This window comes from Yersinia kristensenii, assembly GCF_900460525.1.
GTDB lineage: Bacteria > Pseudomonadota > Gammaproteobacteria > Enterobacterales > Enterobacteriaceae > Yersinia > Yersinia kristensenii.
The window spans coordinates 3,406,265-3,432,530 of record NZ_UHIY01000001.1; the positions used below are offsets into that span (position 1 = coordinate 3,406,265).

The following is a 26,266-nucleotide window of genomic DNA, read 5'->3' on the forward strand; positions in this document are numbered from 1 at the left end:
ACCATTTGTTCGGTTCTGGAGCTATATCAGAATACCGTCGTCTGGTATGATGAGCATACTAAATTGCTGATATGTATCGCTACGGAACGTCAAAAAATATGGTTATAAAGGCGCAAAGTCCTGCCGGTTTCGCGGAAGAGTATATTATTGAAAGTATTTGGAATAATCGCTTCCCTCCAGGCACTATTTTGCCCGCGGAACGTGAGCTTTCAGAGCTGATTGGAGTCACCCGCACAACATTGCGCGAAGTGCTACAACGGTTAGCCCGCGATGGCTGGCTCACTATTCAGCACGGTAAACCGACGAAAGTAAACAACTTTTGGGAGACGTCCGGTCTTAATATTCTGGAAACACTGGCGCGGCTTGATCACGACAGCGTGCCACAATTGATAGACAACTTACTGGCTGTTCGAACCAATATCGCTACCATTTTTGTGCGGACGGCCATTCGCAATCATCCGGAAAAAGCGCAGGAAATTCTGGCACAAGCGCAAACGGTTGATGATAACTCTGAGTCTTTCACCGCGCTGGATTATGGTATTTTCCGTGGTTTAGCTTTTGCTTCGGGTAACCCTATCTATGGTTTGATCCTGAATGGTTTGAAAGGGCTCTATACCCGTGTTGGCCGCTATTATTTCTCGAATCCAGAAGCGCGTAAGTTGGCACTGACATTTTATAGCAAGTTGTCGACACTCTGTGATGAGAAAGCCTACGACCAAGTGTTGGACTGCCTACGAACCTACGGTAAAGAGAGCGGGGCTATCTGGCACAGTATGCAGAGCACCATGCCAAGTGATTTGACGGAAGCGCGCCGCTAGACGAAAATGTGGTGGAGCAGAAAAACAAAAGGGGCTGTTAGCCCCTTTTTTACGCATTTTTATTCAGTAAGACAGCCAATACTAGAGTTTATTGGTTCTGGGTGGGACGCTGTCGAGCAATTCAATACTGCCATCATCATTAAGTTGCTCCATATGGATATCAAATCCCCATAAGCGGTGGATATGTTTCATCACTTGTTGGCGGCTTTTATCCAGTGGTGCGCGGTCGTGAGGGATATAGCGCAGTGTTAGAGAGCGATCCCCGCGCAAATCAACATTCCATACCTGAATATTGGGTTCATGGTTACTCAAATTATATTGAGCAGACAATTCATTGCGGATGGCGCGATAGCCTTCTTCATTATGAATAGCCGAAATTTCCAGATAATTATGCTTATCATCATCCAATACAGTGAAGAGACGGAAATCACGCATCACTTTTGGTGATAAGAACTGGCTAATGAAGCTTTCATCTTTAAAGTCACGCATAGCAAAATGCAGGGTATCCAACCAATCTTTACCGGCAATATCGGGAAACCAGTAATAATCCTCCTCAGTAGGGGACTGGCAAATGCGTTTAATATCCTGAAACATGGCGAACCCAAGAGCATAAGGGTTAATACCGCTATAGTAAGGGCTATTATATGGCGGTTGATACACAACATTGGTGTGGCTGTGTAAGAACTCCATCATAAAGCGATCACTGACCCGGCCTTCATCATATAAATGGTTAAGAATGGTGTAATGCCAGAACGTCGCCCAGCCCTCATTCATCACTTGAGTTTGTTTCTGGGGATAAAAATATTGGCTGACTTTACGCACAATCCGCAGTACTTCTCGCTGCCATGACTCGAGCAGTGGGGCATTTTTCTCCATAAAGTAAAGCAGGTTCTCTTGCGGCTCACTGGGGTAGCGCTGAGCTTGGGCTTGCACTTCTTCCCGGTCTTTTCGTGGCAATGTTTTCCACAATGAATTGACCTGGCTTTGCAGATATTCCTCACGGCTTTTCTGGCGCGCAGTTTCCTCAACCAATGAGATCTTTTGCGGGCGTTTATAGCGGTCAACGCCATAATTCATCAGTGCATGACAAGAATCGAGCAGCCGCTCAACTTCTTCCACCCCATAGCGCTCTTCGCATTCACTGATGTAATGGCGGGCAAAGAGTAAATAATCAACAATGGAGCTGGCATCTGTCCATGCGCGGAATAAATAGTTATTCTTAAAGAAAGAATTATGACCATAGCAGGCGTGGGCCATCACCAAGGCTTGCATGGTAATGGTGTTTTCTTCCATTAAATAAGCAATACACGGATTGGAATTAATCACAATCTCGTAGGCCAAGCCTTGCTGGCCGTGCTTATATTTTTGCTCGGTTTCGATAAACTTTTTACCGAAAGACCAATGGGTATAGTTAATCGGCATGCCAATACTTGAATAGGCATCCATCATTTGTTCTGAGGTGATGACCTCTATCTGATGAGGGTAAGTATCAAGCCGGTAATGTTTTGCCACCCGATCTATTTGATCCAAATAGACCTGTAACAATTCAAATGTCCAGTCCGGGCCGTCAGTCAGGCGCTTATCCTGCGCGGTGTGTTTCGATGTTGAAGTTGTCATTAGCGCATCCTCACGGTTTTATAACCCTGCAAAATACTGGTCACTTCAATAATCCTAGCTCAATATGAACAAATTGAGGCATGGCAAGACCTTATGTCAATGAATATCCGTTATCTTTCAACAGAGGGCTGTTTGGGTGGGGCGTAACGGGAGTGTGGGGGGATTTTTTATTGCCAGAACCAATTGTCTTAAAAAAGATTTAATCAGGTTATTGTTCTGCATTTTCAGTGATTTTTTAGAGTAATAACCCAATAAAATTCACTTTAACAATATGCTAATTATTCATGCTGTTAATAGGTAGAATTAGGGGGTTTTTCAGTCATTCTCTCGTATAACTCGTTAAAAGCAGCATCTTATCGCTATTTCCCTCCGGCCATTGAATTGAAAAGTTATTGCGGTGTAAATTAATTGTGAATGTAATCACAATTCATCATTAATATGTTGGATAGTTTTTTCTGCTGGGCTAATTTTCTGTCAACGGAATATTATGCTTTTAAGGCGTTTTGGGTGTGGGGGATGATATGCGCATTGTCATTTTAGGAAGTGGTGTGGTGGGTGTCGCCAGTGCCTGGTACTTAGCGAAAGATGGGCATGATGTTACGGTCATTGACCGGCAGGACGGGCCCGCTCAGGAAACCAGCGCCGGTAATGCGGGCCAAATATCACCGGGTTACGCCGCCCCTTGGGCCGCCCCTGGAGTCCCATTGAAAGCCATTAAATGGATGTTCCAGCGCCATGCGCCATTAGCTGTCCATCTTGATGGCAGCGCCGCCCAGTTGCGCTGGATGTGGCAAATGCTAAGAAACTGCGATACATCCCACTATATGATTAACAAAAGTCGGATGGTGCGCCTGGCTGAATACAGCCGTGATTGTTTAAAAGATCTGCGCGAAGATACCGGTATTCAATATGAAGGGCGTCAGGGCGGAACTCTGCAATTATTCCGAACCGAACAGCAATTTAATAATGCCGCCAAAGATATTGCGGTATTGGATGATGCGGGGGTACCGTATTCATTATTAACTGCGGATCAACTGGCCAGTGTGGAGCCGGCATTGGCAAAAGTCTCATATAAACTCGCTGGCGGTTTACGTCTCCCTAATGATGAAACCGGCGACTGTAAATTGTTTACTGAGCGGTTGGCAAAAATGGCCGAGCAAGCGGGGGTGAAATTTATCTTCAATCGCTCAGTGGATAAATTGCTGGTGGATGGAAATCAAATCGCAGGTGTGTTGTGCGGCGATGATATTATGACAGCCGATGCCTATGTCGTGGCTTTTGGCGCTTATTCTACCGCGCTGCTGGCGGGGTTGGTGTCGATCCCTGTTTATCCGCTAAAAGGTTACTCGCTAACTATCCCGATCACCAACCCGGCTGCTGCGCCATTTTCTACCGTGCTGGATGAAACCTATAAGATTGCCATTACTCGTTTTGATGACCGGATTCGAGTGGGCGGGATGGCGGAAATCGTGGGCTTCAATACCCAATTGGAACAGGCACGGCGAGAAACTCTGGAAATGGTGGTCGGCGATTTGTATCCCGATGGCGGCAATATTAGTCAGGCCACATTTTGGACCGGTTTGCGGCCGATGACACCGGATGGTACGCCTATTGTGGGGCGAACTTCACTGAAAAATCTCTACCTCAATACTGGCCATGGCACTTTAGGCTGGACGATGGCCTGCGGTTCAGGCCAATTATTGGCCGATATCATGGTTGGCCGGCGTCCTGCTATTTTTGCTGATGATCTTTCGGTCTCCCGCTATAGCGCTGGCTTTCGGCCACTGAATGTCACGCCATTACAGGATATTCATCCAGTTTAATATAATTCTGTTGATAATAATGGCTATTGATAATAACGACTGAAGATTGTCCCAGAAGGAATAAGCATGCCTCGCCCGATATCTGCCACGCTGAATTTATCTGCACTGCACCATAATTTAAGTCTTGTTCGCCAACGAGCCAAAACAGCTAAAATCTGGTCAGTGGTCAAAGCAAATGCTTATGGTCATGGTTTAGCACGTATTTGGTCGGGGCTGGCGGCCACGGATGGGTTTGCTTTACTGGATTTAAATGAAGCCATTCTATTGCGAGAGCAGGGCTGGCACGGGCCAATTTTACTGTTGGAAGGTTTTTTCCAGCCGCAAGATTTAGTGTTGCTGGATCATTATCGACTGACCACGTCCGTCCACAGTGATTGGCAGCTGGAAGCCATTAAAGCGGCCCGCCTGACGGCTCCGCTCAATATTTATTTGAAATTCAATAGCGGTATGAATCGATTGGGATTCCCTGTTGGGCAAGCGCAGGCGGTGTGGCAATGGGCGAAAAGCCTCAGCAATGTCGGCGAAGTGACATTAATGAGCCACTTTGCCAATGCAGATAATTCTATCGGCGTAGATGAACAGTTTACGCAGATTCAACAGGCCACGGGGCATATTCCGGCGGCGCGATGCTTTGCTAATTCGGCCGCGATATTGCGTAATCCACAGACCCATTATGACTGGGTGCGGCCGGGGATTATTCTCTATGGGGCGTCGCCCAGTGGTGATATGGCGGATATTGCGGGCATGGGTTTGCGCCCGGTGATGAGTTTACGCAGTGAGATTATTGCGGTGCAATCATTATCTGCGGGACAACGTGTGGGATATGGTGGCCGCTATCGTGCCAGTGGGGCGCAACGCATTGGGGTGGTGGCTTGTGGTTATGCCGATGGCTATCCACGACTCGCACCCAGTGGAACCCCGATAATGGTAGACGGCATATTGACTCACACGGTGGGCGCGATTTCGATGGATATGCTCACCGTGGATTTAACACCTTGCCCACAAGCGCAGATTGGCAGCAAAGTCGAGATATGGGGCGAAAATGTGCTGATTGATCAGGTGGCAAAGGCTGCCGGAACCGTGGGGTATGAATTGATGTGCGCGCTGGCAAGTCGTGTTACCTGTCTGACTTGACCCTGTGGTGGTGTTAGCGGCTGTTGTGACTCGGCCCGTCCATGGGCTTCGCCGCTGCAAATAGCGTTCAAATCTACACCCGAATCACTGACTTATGTCAGCTTATCGGGATGATTTCATTTGCAGCCTTGCTACAACATCAATTCAATTGGGTAATCGGTTTATTATTTACCATTGAAGTGACATGTTAGTTTATTTTCTGCAACTTACCGCGCACATGTTTACTGGCACGACGTGCCTGCCAGGCCAGTAAGCAACCCGCTAACATCACAATAGCCAATGATAATTTAGGTTCAATTGGCAAGGCCATGGCGAATAAACCTAGCCCGGCACCACCTGCCATTTGTACAAACCCCACCAAGGCTGAGGCAACACCGGCCTCATTGGCGTAAGGTTCCAGCGCATAGCTCGTGGCAGGGCCCATCATAAAGGCTAAACCGGCGCAGGCACTGGCAACGGGTAACATGTAAACCAGCCAGTGTTGTTGCACTTCAGGTGCTAATCGAAGGCCATATAGCAGACCGAAACAGCCGAGAGCCATCAATACACTGCCGGTCATCAGGCAGGCAGGGCGGCCCACTTTTTGAATGATCCGATTCGCCAAAAAGCTGACGGCCATGATCCAAAAACCATTCGCTCCGAATACTAAGGAAAATTGCAGTGGAGTCAGCCCAGCGCCGACCATCAGGACATTGGGCGCCAACGAAACATAAGTTAATGCCATCCCCATTGCACCGGCATTCACCAGCGCAAAAATCAGAAAGCGGTCGTCACGCAAAATGCGCAGATAGCTTTTTATCGGCAAACTTTTCACCGGCTGCGTATTGGCCGGGCGGGTTTCCGGTAGGAAGACAATCACCAGGATTAATACTAATAACCCGTACAGGGCCAGGAACCAGAAAGGTGCACGCCAGCCAAAGGCTTCAGCCAATAGCCCGCCTAATAAGGGGGCCAGCGCCGGGACGATATTTAAGGTGCCATTGAGGAAGCCAAAAGCACGGGCAGCTTCATTGCCGTTGAGGCGGTCACGGACACCACTGAATGCCACTACCGCCGTGCAACAGACGGCCACACCTTGCAACAGGCGGGAACTGACAAACATCATGGGGCTGACAGCCAGCGCAGCCATGGCGGCACCCAACATATAAAGGATGATACCGATGATGGCAATCGGTTTGCGGCCATATTTGTCAACCAATGGTCCGGCGATCAGTTGGCCGATACCCAGCACCAAAATAAACAGGGCGATGGTGGATTGAATAAGTGACTCGCTACTGTTCAGGCCCTTGGCTATCGCGGGAATGGTCGGTAGGTAAAGGTCTATGCCCAGAGGGCCGAGCAGAATGAGGCTTAACAGTAGGAAAAGAAATTTTTGCATAACAACATTTTTTTGCATAACAACAATGCAACATCCAAATGAAAAAGGCAGCAAGGATAAAGAATTTGCCGACAGATGAAAAGGTGGGCGGCGCCCAACTTCACGCGAGTGACCCGGTGACAGTGACAACGTCACTTATGGGTGATTGAACCTGTCATTAGGTTACTACAATTAATTGTATATCTCTTGTTATTCATAAGCTAAATGCCATTTATCAGCCAATGGCGGTGCGCCGCTCCAACCACTCTTCCAGCTTGATCGCGGGCAGCGCCTCTGAAAACAGGAATCCCTGACCAATTAAGTAACCTTGGCGGCTCAGCAAAGTGCGCTGAGCTTCGTTTTCGACCCCCTCGACTATCACCGACAATTGCAAACTTTCACCGATGCGTATCACGGCTTCACTCAAGGTTCGGCTGGTTTCATCATGCTCAAGGTCATGCACGAAACTTTTATCCAGCTTGATTTCATCGAGATCCAAGCGGCGCAGATAACTGAGGCTGGAATAACCGGTGCCAAAGTCGTCCATTGACAGGCGAACCCCCAGGCGATGAATTTTTTCGATAGTAGTGAAAATTGCCGGGTTACTTTCAATCAATATATCTTCGGTGATTTCCAGTGTTAGATCCTGTGGCGGCAAATGATAACGGTGCAAAATATGCAAAATCATGTCCGGTAATCCGGGGTTATGGAAATTAGTCGGGGATAAATTCACTGATACCGATGGAATATCAATGCCCCGTAAACGCCAGTCCGCCAGTTGCTGGCACGCGGTATCAATCGCCCACAGGGCTAGTTCGTTGATAAGGCCGCTCTCCTCGGCAATAGGAATAAAATGTTGCGGTGGGATGTTGCCCAGTACCGGATGATTCCAGCGACTTAGCGCCTCGACACCATACAGATGGCCATCCTTTAACATCACTTGCGGCTGATAAAATAGCTCAAGGGAGCCAATATGAAAGGCATGACGCAGCGCATCTTCCATATCCTGGCGTTGTTGATTGAGATTATTCATTTCTACGCTGAAGAAATTGAAATGCCCATAACCCATATTCTTCGCTTTATGCATCGCGATATTGGCATGGTTCATCAAGGTGTCTATTTCAGTGCCGTTTTCTGGATATAAACTGATCCCCACACTGGCCGAAGGAATAATATTCATATTGGCTATTTGACAGGGCTGAGACAGTAGGCTCAGCATCTTTTCTACTCTCGCCGTAGTTTGTTGCAGGGGGCTTGAGGCCAGAATAATAATAAATTCATCCCCAGCCAGGCGGCCAATGATGTCATTTTTGGGCAGGCTGTCACGCAGGCGCTCGGCGATAGCGGCAAGCAGTTCATCACCTGCAGCATGACCGAGTGAGTCATTAACTTGTTTAAAACGATCCAGATTAATCACCAGTACGGCCAGTGGATGGTTCATTTCAGCCGCTAAGGCAATGGCCTGTTTAGCATAAATCCAAAACTGGCTGCGGTTGGGCAGCCCGGTCAATGAATCATAAAAAGCTAAATGTTGAATTTGTTTGCGTGATAGTTCCCGTTCCATGGCAAGAGAACACAAATCAGCCGTTAGCTTGACCAATTGGCGATGAAATTCACTTGGGCCTCGTACCTGCTTGTAATAAAAAGCAAAAGTCCCCAGGATTTTCTCTTGGCTGGAGATGATAGGTGTTGACCAGCATGCCAGCAGCCCATGAGGTAAAATCAAATGACGATAATTTTCCCATAGCGGGTCAGTGGCGATATCTTGTACTTCGACCGGTTGTTTGCGAAATGCAGCTGTACCGCAGGATCCCGCAAATGGGCCGATAGGCACATAGGAGAGTGCGGCAGTATAAGCCGGTGGTAGGGAGGGGCCAGCAAGGGGGGTAAGATAACATTCCTCATTGATCTGTAAAATACTGGCAGTCACCTCCGGAGCAATTCGCTCAATTTCGAGGCACAACATAGACATCACTTCGTCGAGTGGGCATTCCTGCACCAATGCGGCTAACACCGGATAAAGTTTCACCCACTCTCGGGTCAATTTTTGTTGCTCAATGAAAAAGGTAATGTCTTTGGCGATTTTGACCATCCGGGTGACTGAGCCGTCAGGGCCGCGAACCGGCTGATAGATAGCCGCCAACCAGACAGTTGAACCATCTTTATGTAATCGTTCAAAATGCCCTTCCATTGATTGCCCGGCGAGGAAGCTCTTTTTGATTTCTTGGTATTCTTCACTGTTGGCATAACCGGGATGACAAAAAATTAAATGAGGTTGACCAATGACTTCTTCGCGTTTATAACCAAAATAATCAAGATAGTTTTGATTAACTTCAATAATACGATTGTAAAGATCAAACTCAATAATAGCTAATGAGTCATCTAATGCGCTTAATAAGGCATTATTTTCGTCATAATCAGACGGTTCAGTTTTCTGCCATTTTACTGTCTTTGTTGTTTTCATTATGAATTCCTATGAAAAAGAATCGCTTGGCAGCTATGTTGTTTGAGTGAGGTTACCTCTAGAGTTATTGGAATAGCATTATTTTTTAATAAAGAAAATAAGATTAATGACAAATAAATATTTAAATACTCGTTAATATATGACATGCAAAAAAAATACGGCAGTCTTATTTATGCCAGTTTATTGCTGTATCTGTATATAACATTAAGTTTAGTCGATAACGGAGCAGGGAAAGAGGGGATTTATCGGGATGATAGGGCCGCGCGGAGGTTATTTTTAATGAATACCAATAACTATCATGGTTTGATACAGGTTAAATGCCATTACCTGATCAGTGTCATATCAGGTAATGGCGGGCAGATTGGCCGTTAGGCGTGATGACTCATCGAACCAAAACGGCCACTGTTAAAGTCCGCGATAGCCTCGGCAATTTGCTCTTGGGTGTTCATCACAAAAGGCCCGTAACCGATAATGGGCTCCTCGATTGGCTCACCACTGAGCAATAACAGCACGGCATCATTATTAGCTTCAACAATCACCTTGCTACCGGCAGATCCCAACAACACCATTTCTGCATCACGGGCAATCGCATCCCCATTAACCTGCACAGTACCGCGCAACACAATTAGCGCGGTATTCCAGCCATCGGGCAGTGAAAACTCAGTGCTTTTTCCTTGATTTAGCCGGATATCCCACACATTCAAGGGTGAGAAAGTCTGGGCGGGGCCATTTTCTCCAGCATAGTCCCCCGCGATGACGCGCAGACTACCCGCGCCTTCAGGCAATGTAACCAGAGGAATAGTTTCATTGCGAATGGCTTGATAACCCGGTGCGGTCATTTTGTCTTTAGCCGGTAAATTGACCCATAATTGCACCATTTCAAAAGCACCGCCGCGTTGTGCAAAGCTATCTGAATGAAATTCTTCATGCAGAATACCGCCACCTGCTGTCATCCACTGCACATCACCAGGGCCAATAATTCCACCTTTACCGGTAGAGTCGCGGTGCTCAACTTCACCGTGATACACAATGGTCACAGTTTCAAATCCGCGATGTGGATGTTGCCCGACACCTCGACGCTGCTGAGTCGGGGTAAAATCCATCGGCCCGGCATAGTCCAGCAACAGGAATGGGCTGAGTTGTTTGCCATGACTTTGGTATGAAAACAGTGAGCGAACCGGGAAACCATCACCCACCCAATGTTGGCGCGGCGCACGATAAATACCTTGGACTTTTTTCATCGTAATCTCCTTACAACATCTTTAATAATAGAGAGCAGCCTTACGGTTCAATCTGCTTGGCTACAGGTTGGGTAAAGTATATATTCAGGATAATCTCAGCAGTAGATAGCAAAAGTGAGTATCACTGTTCTATTTTGGGAACAATACTAACTGTAGGTAACATAAGGGTAGGGTATGCAGGATCTTAATGACCTCTATTATTATGCCGAGGTGGTCGAGCACGGAGGATTCAGTGCCGCAGCCCGGGTATTGGGGGTACCCAAGTCAAAACTGAGTCGGCGGTTGGCTTTATTGGAAGAGCGGCTAGGGGTGCGATTAATTCAGCGCTCAACCCGGCGCTTTGCGGTGACGGATGTCGGGCGCACCTATTATGAACACTGCAAAGCGATGCTGGAAGAAGCCAAAGCGGCACAAGAATCGATTGATTTAACACGAGCAGAGCCCCGTGGGGTGGTGCGTATGACTTGCCCAGTGGCACTGTTACAAGCCACGGTCAGCACTATGTTAGCGGATTTTATGGCCAGTTGCCCTCTGGTGACGCTTCATCTCGACGCGACAAATCGACAGGTCGACCCGGTGGCGGAAGCCATTGATATTGCTATTCGGGTTCGGCCACCGCCATTGCAAGACAGTGATTTGGTGCTGAAGGTGTTAGGCAACCGCTGTCAGTGTCTGGTCGCCAGCCCTGAATTGATTGCGCGCCAGGGGGAAGTGAAAGTGCCCTCTGATTTGACCGGCTGGCCAAGTCTTGGGCTAGGGCAACCGCAGCAGGAGTTTATCTGGAACTTAGCGGGGCCAGATGGGGCGCATGCAGCAATCTATCATCAACCTCGGCTGGTGACCGCAGACATGACCACATTACGCAGCGCTGCCCTAAGTGGGGTCGGGGCGGTGCAGCTTCCGGTGATGATGGTGACAGAGCAATTGACCTCGGGGGAATTAATCCGTCTGCTACCGGAGTGGTCACTGCGCCATGAAATTATCCATGCCGTTTTCCCCTCACGGCGCGGTTTATTACCCTCAGTGCGCAGTGTGCTTGATTATTTGACACTGCGTTTTAGTCAACTTGATGATAAGTAACGCCATTATGCGTCAATCACTGTTTATGGGAGTGCCAATATTGGCCGCCCACACCTTAATGCGCTTATCCAGTGTGATAGTAAAACCCGATTTCAGGTGATTGTAGAGTTTATTGACCTTGTCAGCATCATGCAGGGTATAGCTTATTACGGTCTGGCCTGCTGTTGTCAGACAACCATATTCGACAGTGAACAGATCAGTATTAAAAGCAAGTTCAGTGGTTGTTTGATTGATATCACAGGGCTCACTGGCCATCAGTGAAATCACCATATTGGCCCAGTGGGTCGAGGGGCCAGCAATACTGATTAGCACCGGCTCTTCATCTTCCGTTTGGGTGGCACCGTATAAAACACTGCCCTGAATATGCCAAATATTATATTCTTTGGGATTATAAACTGCCTGGCAAAATGGGATAAATGATAAAGATAAAATCAGTATGAGTAAGGAGCGCACAGTCATATCTGCAACACCGCCAATATAAGAATATTCCTATATTAAGTGATTTCGCAGGTAGAACAAGTTAATGATGTAAATTGGCAAATTATGCTGTTTGTGTATGTCAGGCTGGTGTTTATTAAACAAAATATGTGCTAACGCGGTGATTTATATACTGCTCATGTTGGTGGCCGTGCTTGTTATTTATCTTTGGTTTGCGATTCATGTTTGTGGCGATGGTGCGAGTCCGGAAAGTGGGGATGAGAGTGCGTCATGGGCTGATGCCGATGAGGATGTTTATGTGGCACATTGGCGCTGACCGGAAAATCATGTGAATGCTGATGATGTACATCATGAAGATGTTCGTGTTCGTGCGGTAAGTCTTCATGGTGGTGCTGATGCTCATGCTGTTCAGTCAGATGCAACCAAATCCCTATGGCCATCAACAGCCCGGCGGCCACTAAAGGTAAGGTCACTGCATCACCCATTGCCACCGCCAGCGCCGCGCCCAAAAATGGCGCGACAGAAAAGTAAGCGCCGGTGCGGGCGGTGCCCAAGTGGCGCAAGCCAATAACAAACAGGGCCAGACTGACGCCATAGGCAAAGAATCCGACCAGCAGAGCACCGGCCAGTTGGGTGAGTGGCGGCCAACTGGCACCAAGCGAAAATGCCAATCCGAGATTCACCGTACCAGCCATCCATCCTTTGACTGATGCAATCCATGTGGCGTCCGTCAAAGAGACTTTGCGGGTCAGATTATTATCAATCCCCCAGGCGAAACAAGCGCCCAGAATAGCCAGTGTCGGCCATAGTCCGGCAAAATGTGCTTCTCCCGGCCAGCTCAGAATAGCGGCACCGGCAATAATCACTATCATGCCCAAAGCAATGCGGCGGTCAAAGTTCTCTTTGAAAGCAAACCAGGCGAGCAGGGCAGTAAATACCCCTTCAGCATTGAGTAACAATGAAGCACCCGATGCGGGCATGCCGGTTAGGCCAATCAGCAGCAGCACCGGCGCAATAATCCCACCGGCGGTAATCGCGCCGATAAACCACCATAGCTCATTACGCGGCAAGCTGACGGGGGACGGGCGAGTTATCAACCGATACAGCGCCAAACCCACTCCAGAACCCAGATAGAGTAAACCGGCCAGTAACCATGGGCTAACCGTATTCAGCAATTGTTTTGCCAATGGGGTTCCGGCACCAAACAATGCCGCCGCGGTTAATACCGCTAATACCCCCGGTTGTCGCAGTCCATCATGCCATTTCATTGGGGCGCTCTGAGGATGAAAGGAGAAGTAGAAATTTTAGCGCATTAAAAAGCCGGGAAGCCATTTCTGTAACAGAAAAAGATTACCGGCTACCTAGAGGTTAATTATCAACAGTCTGCCTATGGAACAACTCACGGAATACGGGATAAATATCTTCCGGATCCCGAATATGCTGCATGGCAAAATTCTCATATTTTGCCTGTAAATCTTCATATTCTCGCCACAGTGTTTGATGGGCACGGCGGGTGATTTCGATGTAACTATAGTAACGCACCACTGGCAGGATTTTTTTCGCCAGTAATTCATGGCACAGCGGCGAATCATCGGCCCAGTTATCCCCATCCGAGGCTTGAGCCGCGTAGATATTCCATTGCGCAGGGTCATAGCGCTCTTGCACCACTTCGTCCATCAGCTTCAGCGCACTGGAGACAATAGTCCCACCGGTTTCTTGCGAATAGAAAAACTCTTGTTCATCAACTTCTTTCGCTTGTGTGTGATGGCGGATATACACGACATCGACGTTCTTATAAGTGCGGCTCAGGAATAGATACAGCAGAATATAAAACCGCTTTGCCATGTCCTTAGTGGCTTGATCCATGGAGCCAGACACGTCCATCAAGCAAAACATGACTGCCTGACTTGAGGGTTCAGGCCGCCGTTCATAGTTTTTATAACGCAAATCAAAGGTATCAATAAAAGGTACCCGGGCGATTTTTTGTTTTAATTCGGCAATGGCTTTGCGTATGCGCTCTTCTTCCAACAATTGTGCCGGTTCCGAGTTTTCCAGCGCTTTCAGTGTCTCTTCTAATTCGCGCAGTTCTCGACGTTTACTGGCGGTCATGGCAGTACGGCGAGCCAGTGAGTTTTGCAGTGAGCGCACCACACTGATATTGGCAGGTACCCCATTGGAGGTATAACCTGCACGGTGAGTTTTAAATTCGGTCAGCTGTTTATACTGATTTTTCTTCAGGTTAGGCAGCGCCAGATCTTCGAACAACAAATCGAGATATTCGTCTTTGGAGATCTGAAAGACAAATTCATCCTCCCCTTCACCGTCCTGACCGGCATTCCCCTGACCACTGCCGCTACCGCCACCACCACCTTGTGGGCGTTCGATGCGGTCATTGGTGACAAAATGGTCATTGCCGGGGTGCACCCGATGGCGTAATCCACCACGGCCCTGATGGAACATCGGCTCATTGATATCGTCAATAGGTATCGAGACAGATTCGCCACTCTCAATATCAGTTACTGACCTTTTATTGATAGCATCGGAAATTGATTGTTTAATTTGCGACTTATAGCGGCGCAAAAAGCGCTGGCGATTGACCATGCTTTTATTTTTGCCGTTAAGTCGCCTGTCAATAAAGTAGCCCATAACTCCCCCTGCCTCTATTCCCTGCCTCTTCCGCACTGTTGCTGTGCTGACGACCAACACAGCAACAATGTGGAATCAATACCCGCGATATCATGGCGGACGAATAACAGGTTATGATGATTTTCTTACCCGCAGATACCATTCACAAAGTAAACGAACCTGCTTACGGGTATAACCTTTCTCCATCATTCGATCGACAAAGTCATCATGTTTTTTCTGCTCATCCGTTGAGGTTTTGGCGTTAAAGGAGATAACCGGTAATAACTCCTCAGTGTTGGAGAACATTTTCTTCTCAATCACTGTGCGCAACTTCTCATAGCTGGTCCAGTTTGGATTGCGGCCATTGTTATTGGCTCTGGCGCGCAACACAAAATTGACGATTTCATTCCGGAAATCTTTCGGGTTGCTGATGCCCGCGGGCTTTTCAATTTTCTCCAGTTCAGCATTCAGTGATTCACGGTCAAACAGTTGCCCGGTATCCGGATCACGGTATTCTTGATCCTGAATCCAGAAATCGGCGTAAATAACATAGCGGTCGAAGATATTCTGACCGTATTCAGAGTAGGATTCCAGATAGGCTGTTTGGATCTCTTTGCCGATAAATTCGGCGTATTTCGGGATCAAATAACCTTTCAGGTGCTCGAGGTATTTCTCCGCGATATCCTGCTGGAATTGCTCACGTTCAATTTGCTGTTCCAGTACATAGAATAGATGTACTGGGTTGGCAGCCACTTCAGCATGGTCAAAGTTAAACACCCGCGACAGGATTTTAAAGGCAAAACGGGTCGAAAGGCCGTTCATACCCTCATCAACCCCCGCATAGTCGCGATACTCTTGATAAGACTTGGCTTTAGGATCCGTGTCTTTCAGACTTTCACCGTCATACACCCGCATTTTGGAGTAAATGCTGGAGTTTTCCGGCTCTTTCATCCGCGAAAGAATGGAGAAGCGCGCCAGTGTTTCCAAGGTGCCGGGGGCGCAAGGTGCATGAGTCAGTTCACTGTGAGTCAATAGCTTGTCGTAAATCTTGATTTCTTCTGAAACCCGCAGGCAATAAGGCACTTTGACGATATACACACGGTCAAGGAAAGCTTCATTGTTTTTGTTATTACGGAATGTTACCCATTCTGATTCGTTAGAGTGCGCGAGAATAATACCGCTGAATGGCAGGGCGGATATTCCCTCAGTTCCGTTATAGTTCCCTTCCTGAGTTGCGGTCAGCAGGGGGTGCAGCACCTTAATCGGTGCTTTGAACATCTCGACGAACTCCATAATCCCTTGGTTCGCCCGGCACAATGCCCCAGAATAACCATAGGCATCGGGGTCGTTTTGCGCATGATTTTCCAATTTGCGGATATCAACCTTACCGACCAGAGCAGAGATATCCTGATTGTTTTCATCTCCGGGTTCAGTTTTTGCAATCGCAACCTGCTCAAGGATAGAAGGCCAGACTTTGATGACTTTAAATTTGGTTATATCGCCGCCAAATTCGTGCAGGCGTTTGGCCGCCCACGGTGACATAATAGTGCCGAGATAACGGCTGGGAATACTGTATTCTTTCGCCAAAATCGCCGCATCTTCCTGCGGGTTGAATAAGCACAATGGGTGGTCATTGACCGGGCTACGCTCACCATTGGCACTTAAGATATAGATAGGTACGCGTTGCATCAGCGCTTTCAAACGTTCAGCCAGTGATGATTTACCCCCGCCTACCGGGCCGAGCAAATAGAGGATCTGTTTCTTCTCTTCTAACCCTTGAGCGGCATGTTTGAGATAAGAAACGATTTGCTCTATGGCCTCTTCCATTCCATAGAACTCTTCAAATGCAGGGTAACGGGCGATAACTCGGTTGGAGAATAACCGAGACATACGGGACTCTAGTGCGGTATCGACCATGACAGGCTCACCAATAGCCATCAGCAGACGTTCAGCCGCATTCGCATATGCACTGCGATCTTGCTGACAAATAGTAAGGAACTCCTGCAGTGTGAACTCTTCGTCCTTGGCAGCCTCGTAGCGCTGGAGATAGTGATCAAATATGTTCATAGCGATGCCCGTCCTGTTTGAATGGTTGGGAACATAAAATAATAGTAGTGCTTTATTGGGTTAAAATTTTGAAACTACTACCTTATTGTTATGGTCGCGTCTCTGACAAAGGTCAAGTAGACATTAGACACAAACTCGCCACTGTCAGTACAATAAATAACCATTGTTCGGTAATTAAATCTATTTTTTATTTCATTCTCAGTGATTTATATGTGATAAGTTGAGATTATCTATTTGAATATCTTGTTATTTTATTGTAATCAAATTTACATAAATTTTTATGTTGTTAATTTGCTGTATATCGGCGATAAATTGCACAACGAATATTGATATCGTGCGGGAATGTGTAAAGATTTCGCCACGGGCAAGCAATTGATTTACACTAAGTTAACTCATGATTTTGTTACCAAAGGGATTTTATCCGTGAAAAAACATTACATAAAAACGAAGCAAGTCAAAACACTGGCCGCCTTGGCTGTGGCGACCGCAGTTTGTATGCCAACGGCGATGGCGGGAACATGGTCGGTAGGGGCGTCAGCTTTAGTCAGTCCTGACCCTTATCGCGGCAAGAATGACCGTGTTTACCCAGTGCCTATCGTTTCTTATGAAAGTGATAACTTCTACTTCCGTACATTGGCTGCGGGTTATTACTTGTGGAAAGATGACAATAATCGTCTGTCGATTGATGCTTATTATCTGCCGCTGCACTTTACGCCAGGTGATAGTGATGACCATCAGATGAAGGCGCTGGATAAACGCCGCAGCACCATGATGGCAGGGATGTCATATTCTCATATTGAGGATTGGGGGACTATCCGAGCCATGTTCTCCGGTGACGTGCTGGATAATAGTGGTGGTTTTGTCGGCGATCTGGCCTATCTCTATCGCTTCAATGTTGATAGCTGGACTCTGACGCCGGGCGCAGGTGTGGCTTGGAACAGTGAAGACCAGAACAAGTATTACTATGGTGTGAGCCGTGGGGAGTCTGCCCGCAGTGGTTTGGCACAATATAACCCGAATGATGGCTGGTCACCGTATCTGGAATTGACAGCAAACTACAATATCAATTCAAACTGGAATGCTTTCTTTACTGGCCGTTATATCCATCTGGCGAATGAAGTCAAAAATAGCCCGATGGTGGATGCTTCCTGGACCGGTGTACTGTGGACTGGGGTGACTTATACCTTCCGCTAAACCTAATGTAATGGTAGGCGTATTTAGCAATCTCAATCAGGCCTGACGAACTCTGTTTAATAAGATGGTCTTATCCACCCTGTGAGCAGCACGCGAGCAGGGTGTTTTTCTTTCTAAAGGGGTATTGTCATACAAAGCATAATGCTCACCGATGCTGACCTCGGCAAGTAGATGCCGTTCGCTGGCTTGACCACCTGACTTTCCCTCCCTGTCCCGTCGTTTTCATCAAAACTGTTCCCTTTCGGTGCTCTTTTAGCAAGTGGTAGCGCGCCTGGTATATCGAGATGTTTAGTGCTTGTGCTATTTCTGCTGTAGTTAAATCATTATGTGTGTAAAGAAGTTCACTAATTCTTTTCGCATAACTAACCATTCTATTCTCCTCAAAAAATATATTTAATTAATAATTAGCGGGCTGTTAAAAAAACAGAGTTATATGAAATGTTTTTAGATTAAATTTTCTTGATGTGGGGAATATTAAGATAAATCTCAAAATTAAAGATCTAACTCATAACCATATGAGAAAACTAAAGCAAACAAACATAAATAATTGTTTGTATTGTATTTTTATGTAAAACCCCTTGCGATTAATATTAGTGAGTTTGTTTGTTCTCATAAAAAATCTCAACCATGAAAAGCACAAGAAAACCATAGTGAATTGGATTTATACAAAAGGATAAATATCATTTAATCATTGGCTTGAATATGTATTCGTTTATTTTGTGTAAATATATAATTAACTTTAACATGCCTTGTTTTCTATAATTTTACTTTTCATGATTGCACTTTTTCTTAATTTAATGCCTCTCGATAAATAATTAAAATCTGAATCATATCAATTATGTAAATAGTGCTGACATTGTCATGTTTGTAACTCGTTATTTATTAATGTCTTTTGTTTCATTTACACAATATCTTATTTTGCGTGATAAAAAAAATTATTTTTCTATTTTATTTGTAGTTGACGATCTTTTATGTTGCTAACCAATGCCAGATGTAGTTCTTTGTTCTTATATTTTATTTGTTTTTGGTTTTTAATAGTGTATTTTTGATATGATTTGGTTTAAAAGATCGATTTATGGGCTTTTAATGGTATAAAAATTCATATAGGATTCACGCATAAGGTTTTGGCAGGTAATTTTTATATGCGCTCAAGTTCATTTTATGAAAATAAGATTCATGTGTTTTTTTATGTAAAAAGCAAAGTTTACTGATATGGCTATCTTTATTTCCCTTGGTTTTTGTTATGGAGGGAAATAAGGCCAGCCATGCTGGAAAATGTTATTAACCAACTAATCTAATAGGGTTATTCACATGAAAAAGAGTATTGTATCTTCCGTTATTGCATTGGGTGTAATGGCTGGTTCAGCGGCCCATGCGGCACCTCTTGATGTGACATTCACTGGTGGGGTAACCGCTAAAACCTGTGATATATCAGTTGATTCTCCTAATGCTATGGGCAATAACATTGAGTTGGGTGTTGTTGGGAAAGGTGTGACAGGGCCGGCGGTGAGTTTTGCACTGAAAGCGGCTAATGCAGCTGGTGGTGATTGCGCTAATTTGACTGCTCAGGATACCGCCCAGGTGAGATGGTTCTCTCCGAAAATGGATGCATTGGGCTTGGGGATGACCTCTGGTGAAGCAAACGATTCTAGAGTCTTGCTGACTGCTGTGAATACTAAGAGCGCTAACCCGGTATCTATTAATAACTCGAATGATACCGCTGAATTTGAGGCCAACAAAGTCGTTAACGATGGTCTTAAGTTTGAAGCCAAACTGCAAGGTGGTCAGACTCCGGGTCGATTCCAGAGTGTAGCTAAAGTCGATATTCTTTATAAATAATCATTTATCAGCAGACACAACCTTTATTTAAACAAAGGGGTGGCCACACCCCTTTTATATAACTTTATTAAATTTTCTTATTTCGTTTAATCGAAATGGAGGGTGAATTGTGTTATTGCGCCCACGGATATTTAAATTATCAGTATTGAGTCTGGCATTATTCTCACATTTTTCTTCGGCGTCTTCTGATTCGGATCTTAATCTTGATTTTTTGCAAGGTACCAGTGTTATACCCTCTATATTAAAAACGGCTTCACTTTATCCTGCTGGCCAATATTATGTTGATGTTATTGTCAATAAAGAAAATATCGGCAAGGCGCAATTAAATATTTCCCCTGAAGAGGATAAAGCTAATATTTTATGTTTGTCAGCGGCATGGTTAAAAACCGCGGGTGTCCCCGTTCGCCTGGATAGTTATGTATCTGAACTGAACGCATCAAAACAGTGTTATGAACTGAGTAAAAACCCGTATACCCGAGTGGACTTTGACTATGGCAGCCAAAGTCTGGTCTTTAGTATTCCCCAATCTTATCTCATCAGTAAAACCGACCCCAGCCAGTGGGACTATGGGGTGAGTGCTGCACGCCTAAAATATTCCGGTAACTTTTTCCAGTCATCCGGACAAAAAAACAGTGCGTTTGCCAACACTGACCTGATAGTCAACTTGGGGCGTTGGGTGCTGGGTAGCAATATGAATGCTACCAAAAACAGCAATGGCTCCAGTGAGTTTGCAGCGAGTGATATTACGTTATCGACAGCTGTCAGTCAGATTCAAGGGGATTTGTTGCTGGGAAAATCCCAGACACGCAGCTTGCTATTCAGTGATTTTGGTTTTTATGGCGCATCACTGCGCTCCAACAGCAATATGACACCGTGGGAGTTGCGCGGGTATGCCCCACTGATCACGGGAGTCGCCAGTTCCACCTCCCGTATCACTATTACCCAGAGTGGTTATACAGTGTATTCAAAAGTGGTTCCGCCAGGCCCTTACCAACTGGATGACGTCCGCCCGGTGGGGAACGGTGACCTGGAAGTGACGGTCGAAGATGCCGACGGTCAGAAAACCACTACCCTCTATCCGATCACCACGCTGCCGACCCTGCTGCGTCCGGGGGAATTGGAGTACAACATGGCTGCGGGGCGTAAAACCAGCAGCAGCAATATTAAAGATGCTTTTTCCTCCGGTGAGAATGGTCTTTTCTGGCTGGGAAGTTTGGGATATGGCTTTTCCGGCACGACATTCAATGCCTCCTCAATTATGCACAATAAATATCAGGCCGGTGGCCTGAGTCTGACGCAGTCTTTGGGGGCATTTGGGGCTTTCTCGGTCGGGGGAAATCTGGCACAAGCGCGTTATGACAACGGGGTGAAAAAGAACGGTCATAGTGCGAGTGCCAAGTATGCCAAGAGTTTTTCTAACGACACTGACCTACAGTTATTGGCCTACCGCTATCAAAGCAAGGGATATGTCGAGTTTGCCGATTTCTATACCACCGATCGCTATGCCCGTAACGACAAAAAAGCGCGTTATGAGATGCGTTTTTCGCAGCGTATGGGGGATATCAACCTGAGCCTGTCTGGCTGGCGAGAGAACTATTGGTGGTTGAATGGTAATGCCACTGGGGGAGATATCTCACTCAGCAGCCGGTTATTTACGGATGTCTCGATGTTTCTGCGCGGCAGCTATAACAAACAACCCTATCTGGAGAAGCCTGATTACAGCACCTCCATCTCCTTTAGTGTGCCGTTCAATCTGGGAGGGGTACGCCATTACAGCAATACGGGGGTGAACTATAGCCGCCATAACAAAATGGGCATGACCGCAGGGGTATCCGCCAACCCGACAGACCGCTTCAGTTACGGCCTGAGTACCTCATTGAGTGAAAAAGGAAACCGAAATTTGAGCGGTAATATGTCTTATGGATTCGATGCCATACAGACTCGTCTGATGTTGACGCGGGGCCGCCACCAAACCAGCGTATCGGGCAGTGTGAGCGGCACCGTGCTGGCAACACCGGAGAGTGGTGTGCTGTTGACTAAAGAACAGGGAAATACCCTGGGAGTGGTTCGGATACCGAATGTGGCAGGTGTGCGCTTTAACCGCTCAACGCCGACCAACAGTAAGGGCTACACGGTGGTCAACCTGTCGGACTACGCACTCAATCGCATTAATGTTGACATGGAGAACGTGCCGGATGATTTAGAGCTTCAAACCACCTCTTACAACGTGGTGCCGACCGAGAAAGCCGTGGTCTATCGCCATTTCGGCGCAAACTATGTGCAACGTTACATCCTGCGAGTAAAAGATAGCAACGGCAAGGTTCTTGATGGGGGCAGTGCGCGCACGGAACAGGGGTTGGATGCAGGGTTTATTGCCAATAACGGAGTATTGCTGATGAGCATGCTGAGCACACCGAAGTGGGTGAAAATTACGTTAGACGAGGGGAAAACCTGCCGTTTTTCAATGACTGGAATAGTGGCTGATGCCAATAAGGTTCAGGAGGTACGTTGTGAATAAGGTCATGAAGTGGGGGATGATTTCCCTACTGTCTATGTTTGTCTGTGGCCATGCTATGGCGGCTTTTGTTCTGAACGGGACACGTTTTATCTATGAAGAGGGCAAGAGAAACCTCTCCTTTGAGGTAACCAACCAAGCAGAGGAAACCTTTGGTGGTCAGGTCTGGGTGGATAATACCAATCAGGGAAATGACGTGTACATGGTTCCGGCCCCGCCATTCTTCAAAGTGGCTGCCAATCAGAAGCAGATAGTGCGGGTTATTAAGACGGGGAGCGGGTTGCCGACGAACCGGGAATCATTGTTCTGGCTGAATGTACAAGAAATCCCCCCGAAGCCGAAGGCGGAAGACGGTAACGTGCTGGCGGTAGCGGTGAACACCAAGGTGAAGCTGATTTATCGCCCCAAATCCCTTGTGGAGGGGCGCAAAGGGGCTGAAAAGAATATCTCGCTGGTTAAAAAAGACGGAGTGACTTACCTGAGTAATCCGACACCGTATTACTTTGCTGTCATCGGGATGAAAGTAAATGGTCAGGCGGTCAAATTGAGTTCTGCCGAGCAGAATGCTCTGGCTCAAATGGCGCCGTTTGGCGTGGTTTCGGTCGGTAAGCATGCCTTGAATGGCACGGTGATGATTGAAGCTGTCAATGATTGGGGCGGTGTAGATAGCTACACGCTGAAGGGTTAGAAGTACAACAAATGAGGAGCAATGATGATGCATAACATTAAGCGATATGCAGGCGTGAGCTTACTCTTCCTTAGCATGGCATTGTTGCCCAAAGCAGAGGCCGCGGCAACAGACACGGCAACGATACAGGTGACATTAATAAATAATCAGCACACCTGTTTGTTGGAGGTCAATGGAGGCGATGTCACCGGAGGGAACTATAACTTGGGATTGATAAGCACCGGGCAGGTATCACATCGGCCGTTTACGTTGGACATTAAATGTCAGGGGAATACACCGGTCAAGACCGCGCTGACCGCCAAGAATTTGAACGGCACCCTGGTGGCGGGTAATGACAAAATGGTGATGCCGGTTAATGGCAACCAGGCGAGTTCGGGGCCGTTGCTGTGGCTGGATAACAATGGAAAGAGTGTGATGCTGACGGGGAATGAGGCGGATGCGTTCTGTGTACAGACCGGGATAAACAACAGTTGTAGTTTGTCGCCGGTCACCGAGGTGAGGGCGTCAGACCCGCTGGGTCAGATAAGTGCGACGATTCGCTTTGAAGTGGTGTATCCGGCCTGAATCTAAAAAGAACTCGATGAATAATTTTGTAATATGAGGTCACGCGATGTGGAAAACAATGGTAATCGCGCTGTTGGTGTTATTTAGAATAACAACCGGGCACGCGGGAATAATAACCTTGGAGAATGAAAACAGGGAGATGGCGTCCGTACGGGTTGTGCTCAGTACCTATATTGGTGCTGATGATAGCAAAATAGGTGAGGTTATTACTAATGTTGGGGTGGTTAGCAGTTACCGCAGTAAAGAGTACGCGTATATTACCGAACACGCCACAAACCCAGCATATCAGTGTGAACTGGCGGAGGGGCAGCCCGGTAAGTATAGCAGTGGGGACTATACGTATCCGAATGGCTATAAGTATCCGAATGATATCAGACTGCAAGTGAGGAAACTACAAGCAGGATACGCAGGGGAGGCGACATGTACCGCTGAAGTGGTCACTATGGCACCATACAACGAGAACTGGGGCTATACGAACTATTATGTCTATAACACTATAACGGCACCGTCAGCATATGGGCCTAGCTTCGCCACGCTACTGCCGTCCGGTGTAAAAGTTACGCTTCCCAAGGCGTGGCAGATGCAAGGCTATCCTGGTTATTGGTGGCATGCCTGGAACGATAAGAGTAATACCTTTCGCAAAGCGGTTAAGTGGTCTGCAACCTACGATGATCAAATTCAGCACGATGTATCAGAAAGTCATCCCTATGTTCCCATCCTGACCGTTACCGATGACAGTGACGTATGGGCGTATGTGGCTATTATCCCCAAAGATGTCGATGCCGGCTTTACTGCGGCGGTAAATTTCAGGATGAAGGATGGCAGACCTTGCGATAGAGGGATGGGTGCAGGGGATCAATGCTTAATGTATGTCAATAAAGACAAGCTGAAACCGGGGGTGACTAAAGGTTTGGTTGTACTCAATGTTCAGCTCCCCTGAAAGCGCAATGGCCGCGGTTGTAAAGGCGGCGACATGGTTCCAGGCCAACAAGCCGAGGGAACAATAATGTACCCGATAATAACATTATATGGCGCATGTGATTACGAATACATCGGGTTATGTCATGTCATGGATGACATGGGCCTGTCTTATCGCCGTTATCACTGTGAACGCCCGCTTGAGCCAGATGATATTTTGGTCATGTGCTGGAGCGATAAGCCCGCATTGGGGTGGGGAGCGCGCTATCTTGACGAGCTGCATACGCTTTTGTCGCATTATAAGTGCGGCATTATTGTATTGCACCCTTTTCGCGTCCCTGCTGCGGTTATTACGCATCCGCGCCTGCGCATGATAGATGGTCACGGATATAAGCGGGGACTACGGGCATTGCGAAAACTGATAAAAGACAGCATCGTTGCGTTGAGTGAGTGTCAGCGCACGGCTAGCGTAGCGGTTACTCCTGAATCGGTGACACGTATCGGGGTGGCATACGAGAGTATGATGAGCGACTGTGGGGTGACAAAGTACGCGAGGGAAAGGGAAGCCTGCATCAAAACGATACACAACCGGCGGCGCGCCTTGATTCGATGGTATGGGTTTTCCAGTGTGCATGAGTTTCGGTTGGTTATGCTCCCCTCAGGACGAGAGGGACACTCGCAGGGGGATACCGGGAACCAGCCAGAATCTACTGATTTGATAGTGTGAGGTCAACGATGATGACGATGACGTGGAAAACTGTGCTAATCGTGCTGCTGGTGCCACTCAGAGTAACAACGGGATACGCCGGGATAATAACCCTGCATGGAGACGAAAGTGGACGGGTGGCGATAGCTCAGTTCTTACTCAGTACACATATTGGCGCGGATAGCAGTAAAGTCGGTGAGGTCATGACCGATGCTATCGCGTATGGCAGTGTGGATAACATTGTGTCCGGGCAGATTATTCAGGGCGCTACAAACTCAGCATATCAGTGCGAAATAGTGAACGGCAGTTATGGCCATCGAGAAGTCATCCTGAAAGTGAAAAAATTACAAGAAGGTTACGCGGGGGAGGCTATATGTGTCGCCCAAGTGAGACTTCAGGCAACGCCACAATACCCCAACGCCTATGCAAACCTTTATGTTTATAACACCATCACCGCCAATAAGTCTGCATATGGCCCCAGTTACGCCACGTTAATACCCTATGGTAAAAAGGTCGAACTCCCCCGATCTTGGAATGCGTCGTCTGGATGGGATGATAGTTACTATTTCCTTAGAGGGGGGGGTAACAAGTGGTCTGCAACCTACAATGAGCAAATCCAGCACCTGGTATCAGAAAGTCATCCCTATGTTCCGATTCTAACCGTTACGGATGACAGTAGTACCTGGGCGTTTGTGGCTGCCACCACCAAAGATGTTGATGCGGGGTTTACTACGGCAGTCCGCATTACGAGGATGGGGGGGGGACCTTGCTCTTGGATAAACGCGGGTGAGCAATGCTTCATGTATGTCGACAAAGACAAACTAAGGTCTGGGGAGACCAAAGGGCAAATTGTACTTAATATTCGGTTACCCTGATGCGTAATGGGGCGAAGCTATTGTTGTGTGGATAAACTACGGCCAAACCGTAGTAAGAAATCAATAAAGGTACATTTATATGGATTATGATTCTTATTTTACTTTGGAGCTATCCCGGTTTCTCTGGGCTGTCATAAGTAGTGTTTTTATTTCTATATTAATCTATTTGATTATTCGAAAATAAAGAACTAAAAAATATCACCATATTAATGGAAAGTTATTTAATATATTTCCCGTTATCAAAATGTATCGTGAAACTCATCCTTTAGCTTGAGGTGTAATTAACTGTCACTGGCTGTCGTT

21 protein-coding genes are annotated in these 26,266 nt (G+C 47.0%); 12 read left to right on the plus strand and 9 right to left on the minus strand.

Annotated elements, in window-relative coordinates; genetic code table 11:
• The first annotated feature begins 98 nt into the window (after positions 1-98).
• Entirely contained in the window at positions 99-818 is a 720-nt protein-coding gene (gene fadR / locus DX162_RS15630; protein WP_004393520.1) for a fatty acid metabolism transcriptional regulator FadR, read from the plus strand.
• An 81-nt stretch (positions 819-899) separates the two neighbouring features.
• Here the strand turns inward: fadR and DX162_RS15635 are convergent, their stop codons facing one another.
• Complete coding sequence (locus DX162_RS15635; protein ID WP_004393519.1) at positions 900-2,435, minus strand: SpoVR family protein; 1,536 nt, start codon at positions 2,433-2,435, stop codon at positions 900-902.
• 521 nt (positions 2,436-2,956) lie between these two features.
• On the opposite strand from DX162_RS15635, the gene DX162_RS15640 reads away from it, so the two are divergent.
• Complete coding sequence (locus DX162_RS15640) at positions 2,957-4,258, plus strand: D-amino acid dehydrogenase (protein WP_032821260.1); 1,302 nt, start codon at positions 2,957-2,959, stop codon at positions 4,256-4,258.
• 66 nt (positions 4,259-4,324) lie between these two features.
• Positions 4,325-5,392: a catabolic alanine racemase DadX gene (dadX, locus tag DX162_RS15645; RefSeq protein ID WP_004393517.1), complete on the plus strand. Its 1,068-nt coding sequence runs from the start codon at positions 4,325-4,327 to the stop codon at positions 5,390-5,392.
• Between the two features lie 187 nt (positions 5,393-5,579).
• Here the strand turns inward: dadX and DX162_RS15650 are convergent, their stop codons facing one another.
• The 3 genes from DX162_RS15650 to DX162_RS15665 all read right to left on the minus strand — a co-directional run bounded on the left by DX162_RS15650 (position 5,580) and on the right by DX162_RS15665 (position 10,454).
• Positions 5,580-6,770, minus strand: a complete 1,191-nt coding sequence (locus tag DX162_RS15650; RefSeq protein WP_032821265.1) for a multidrug effflux MFS transporter — start codon at positions 6,768-6,770, stop codon at positions 5,580-5,582.
• A gap of 214 nt (positions 6,771-6,984) precedes the next feature.
• Positions 6,985-9,213 (minus strand): bifunctional diguanylate cyclase/phosphodiesterase, encoded by a 2,229-nt coding sequence (locus DX162_RS15655; RefSeq protein ID WP_098080826.1) that lies wholly within the window; start codon positions 9,211-9,213, stop codon positions 6,985-6,987.
• Positions 9,214-9,581: 368 nt separating this feature from the next.
• Entirely contained in the window at positions 9,582-10,454 is an 873-nt protein-coding gene (locus DX162_RS15665) for a pirin family protein (protein WP_004390946.1), read from the minus strand.
• A 174-nt stretch (positions 10,455-10,628) separates the two neighbouring features.
• Here DX162_RS15665 and DX162_RS15670 point away from each other — a divergent pair, with 174 nt between their 5' ends.
• Entirely contained in the window at positions 10,629-11,534 is a 906-nt protein-coding gene (locus DX162_RS15670; RefSeq protein ID WP_004390945.1) for a LysR family transcriptional regulator, read from the plus strand.
• Positions 11,535-11,546: 12 nt separating this feature from the next.
• Here DX162_RS15670 and DX162_RS15675 read toward each other — a convergent pair whose 3' ends face one another.
• From DX162_RS15675 to yeaG, 4 genes are all read right to left on the minus strand, one after another.
• Entirely contained in the window at positions 11,547-11,993 is a 447-nt protein-coding gene (locus DX162_RS15675; RefSeq protein WP_004390944.1) for a hypothetical protein, read from the minus strand.
• A gap of 176 nt (positions 11,994-12,169) precedes the next feature.
• Positions 12,170-13,240: an EamA family transporter gene (locus tag DX162_RS15680; RefSeq protein ID WP_004390943.1), complete on the minus strand. Its 1,071-nt coding sequence runs from the start codon at positions 13,238-13,240 to the stop codon at positions 12,170-12,172.
• 100 nt (positions 13,241-13,340) lie between these two features.
• Complete coding sequence (locus tag DX162_RS15685; protein ID WP_004390942.1) at positions 13,341-14,618, minus strand: YeaH/YhbH family protein; 1,278 nt, start codon at positions 14,616-14,618, stop codon at positions 13,341-13,343.
• A 111-nt stretch (positions 14,619-14,729) separates the two neighbouring features.
• Positions 14,730-16,664, minus strand: a complete 1,935-nt coding sequence (gene yeaG, locus DX162_RS15690) for a protein kinase YeaG (RefSeq protein ID WP_004390941.1) — start codon at positions 16,662-16,664, stop codon at positions 14,730-14,732.
• Positions 16,665-17,087: 423 nt separating this feature from the next.
• Between yeaG and DX162_RS15700 the strand changes: the two genes are divergently transcribed.
• The gene (locus tag DX162_RS15700; RefSeq protein ID WP_098081228.1) at positions 17,088-17,858 is read left to right on the plus strand and encodes a MipA/OmpV family protein; all 771 of its coding nucleotides are present in this window, start codon (positions 17,088-17,090) and stop codon (positions 17,856-17,858) included.
• 145 nt (positions 17,859-18,003) lie between these two features.
• Here the strand turns inward: DX162_RS15700 and DX162_RS22940 are convergent, their stop codons facing one another.
• On the minus strand, positions 18,004-18,228 hold the full coding sequence (locus DX162_RS22940; RefSeq protein ID WP_032819964.1) for a FaeA/PapI family transcriptional regulator: 225 nt from the start codon (positions 18,226-18,228) through the stop codon (positions 18,004-18,006).
• Between the two features lie 941 nt (positions 18,229-19,169).
• On the opposite strand from DX162_RS22940, the gene DX162_RS15710 reads away from it, so the two are divergent.
• From DX162_RS15710 to DX162_RS15740, 7 genes are all read left to right on the plus strand, one after another.
• Positions 19,170-19,697, plus strand: coding sequence for a fimbrial protein (locus tag DX162_RS15710; protein ID WP_004390938.1), 528 nt, complete (start codon positions 19,170-19,172; stop codon positions 19,695-19,697).
• A 109-nt stretch (positions 19,698-19,806) separates the two neighbouring features.
• Entirely contained in the window at positions 19,807-22,215 is a 2,409-nt protein-coding gene (gene pefC / locus DX162_RS15715; protein ID WP_004390937.1) for a PefC/AfrB family outer membrane usher protein, read from the plus strand.
• Positions 22,208-22,900 carry a fimbrial chaperone gene (locus DX162_RS15720; protein ID WP_032819963.1) on the plus strand — a complete coding sequence of 231 codons (693 nt, stop codon included), beginning with the start codon at positions 22,208-22,210 and terminating at the stop codon, positions 22,898-22,900. Before pefC ends, DX162_RS15720 begins: the two co-directional genes overlap by 8 nt.
• A 24-nt stretch (positions 22,901-22,924) precedes the next feature.
• Positions 22,925-23,464 carry a hypothetical protein gene (locus DX162_RS15725; protein WP_050413807.1) on the plus strand — a complete coding sequence of 180 codons (540 nt, stop codon included), beginning with the start codon at positions 22,925-22,927 and terminating at the stop codon, positions 23,462-23,464.
• Positions 23,465-23,510: 46 nt separating this feature from the next.
• Positions 23,511-24,404: a hypothetical protein gene (locus DX162_RS15730; protein WP_004390934.1), complete on the plus strand. Its 894-nt coding sequence runs from the start codon at positions 23,511-23,513 to the stop codon at positions 24,402-24,404.
• A gap of 66 nt (positions 24,405-24,470) precedes the next feature.
• Positions 24,471-25,109, plus strand: coding sequence for a hypothetical protein (locus tag DX162_RS15735; RefSeq protein ID WP_127446269.1), 639 nt, complete (start codon positions 24,471-24,473; stop codon positions 25,107-25,109).
• 17 nt (positions 25,110-25,126) lie between these two features.
• Positions 25,127-25,963 carry a hypothetical protein gene (locus DX162_RS15740; RefSeq protein ID WP_127446270.1) on the plus strand — a complete coding sequence of 279 codons (837 nt, stop codon included), beginning with the start codon at positions 25,127-25,129 and terminating at the stop codon, positions 25,961-25,963.
• Positions 25,964-26,266: the final 303 nt, after the last annotated feature.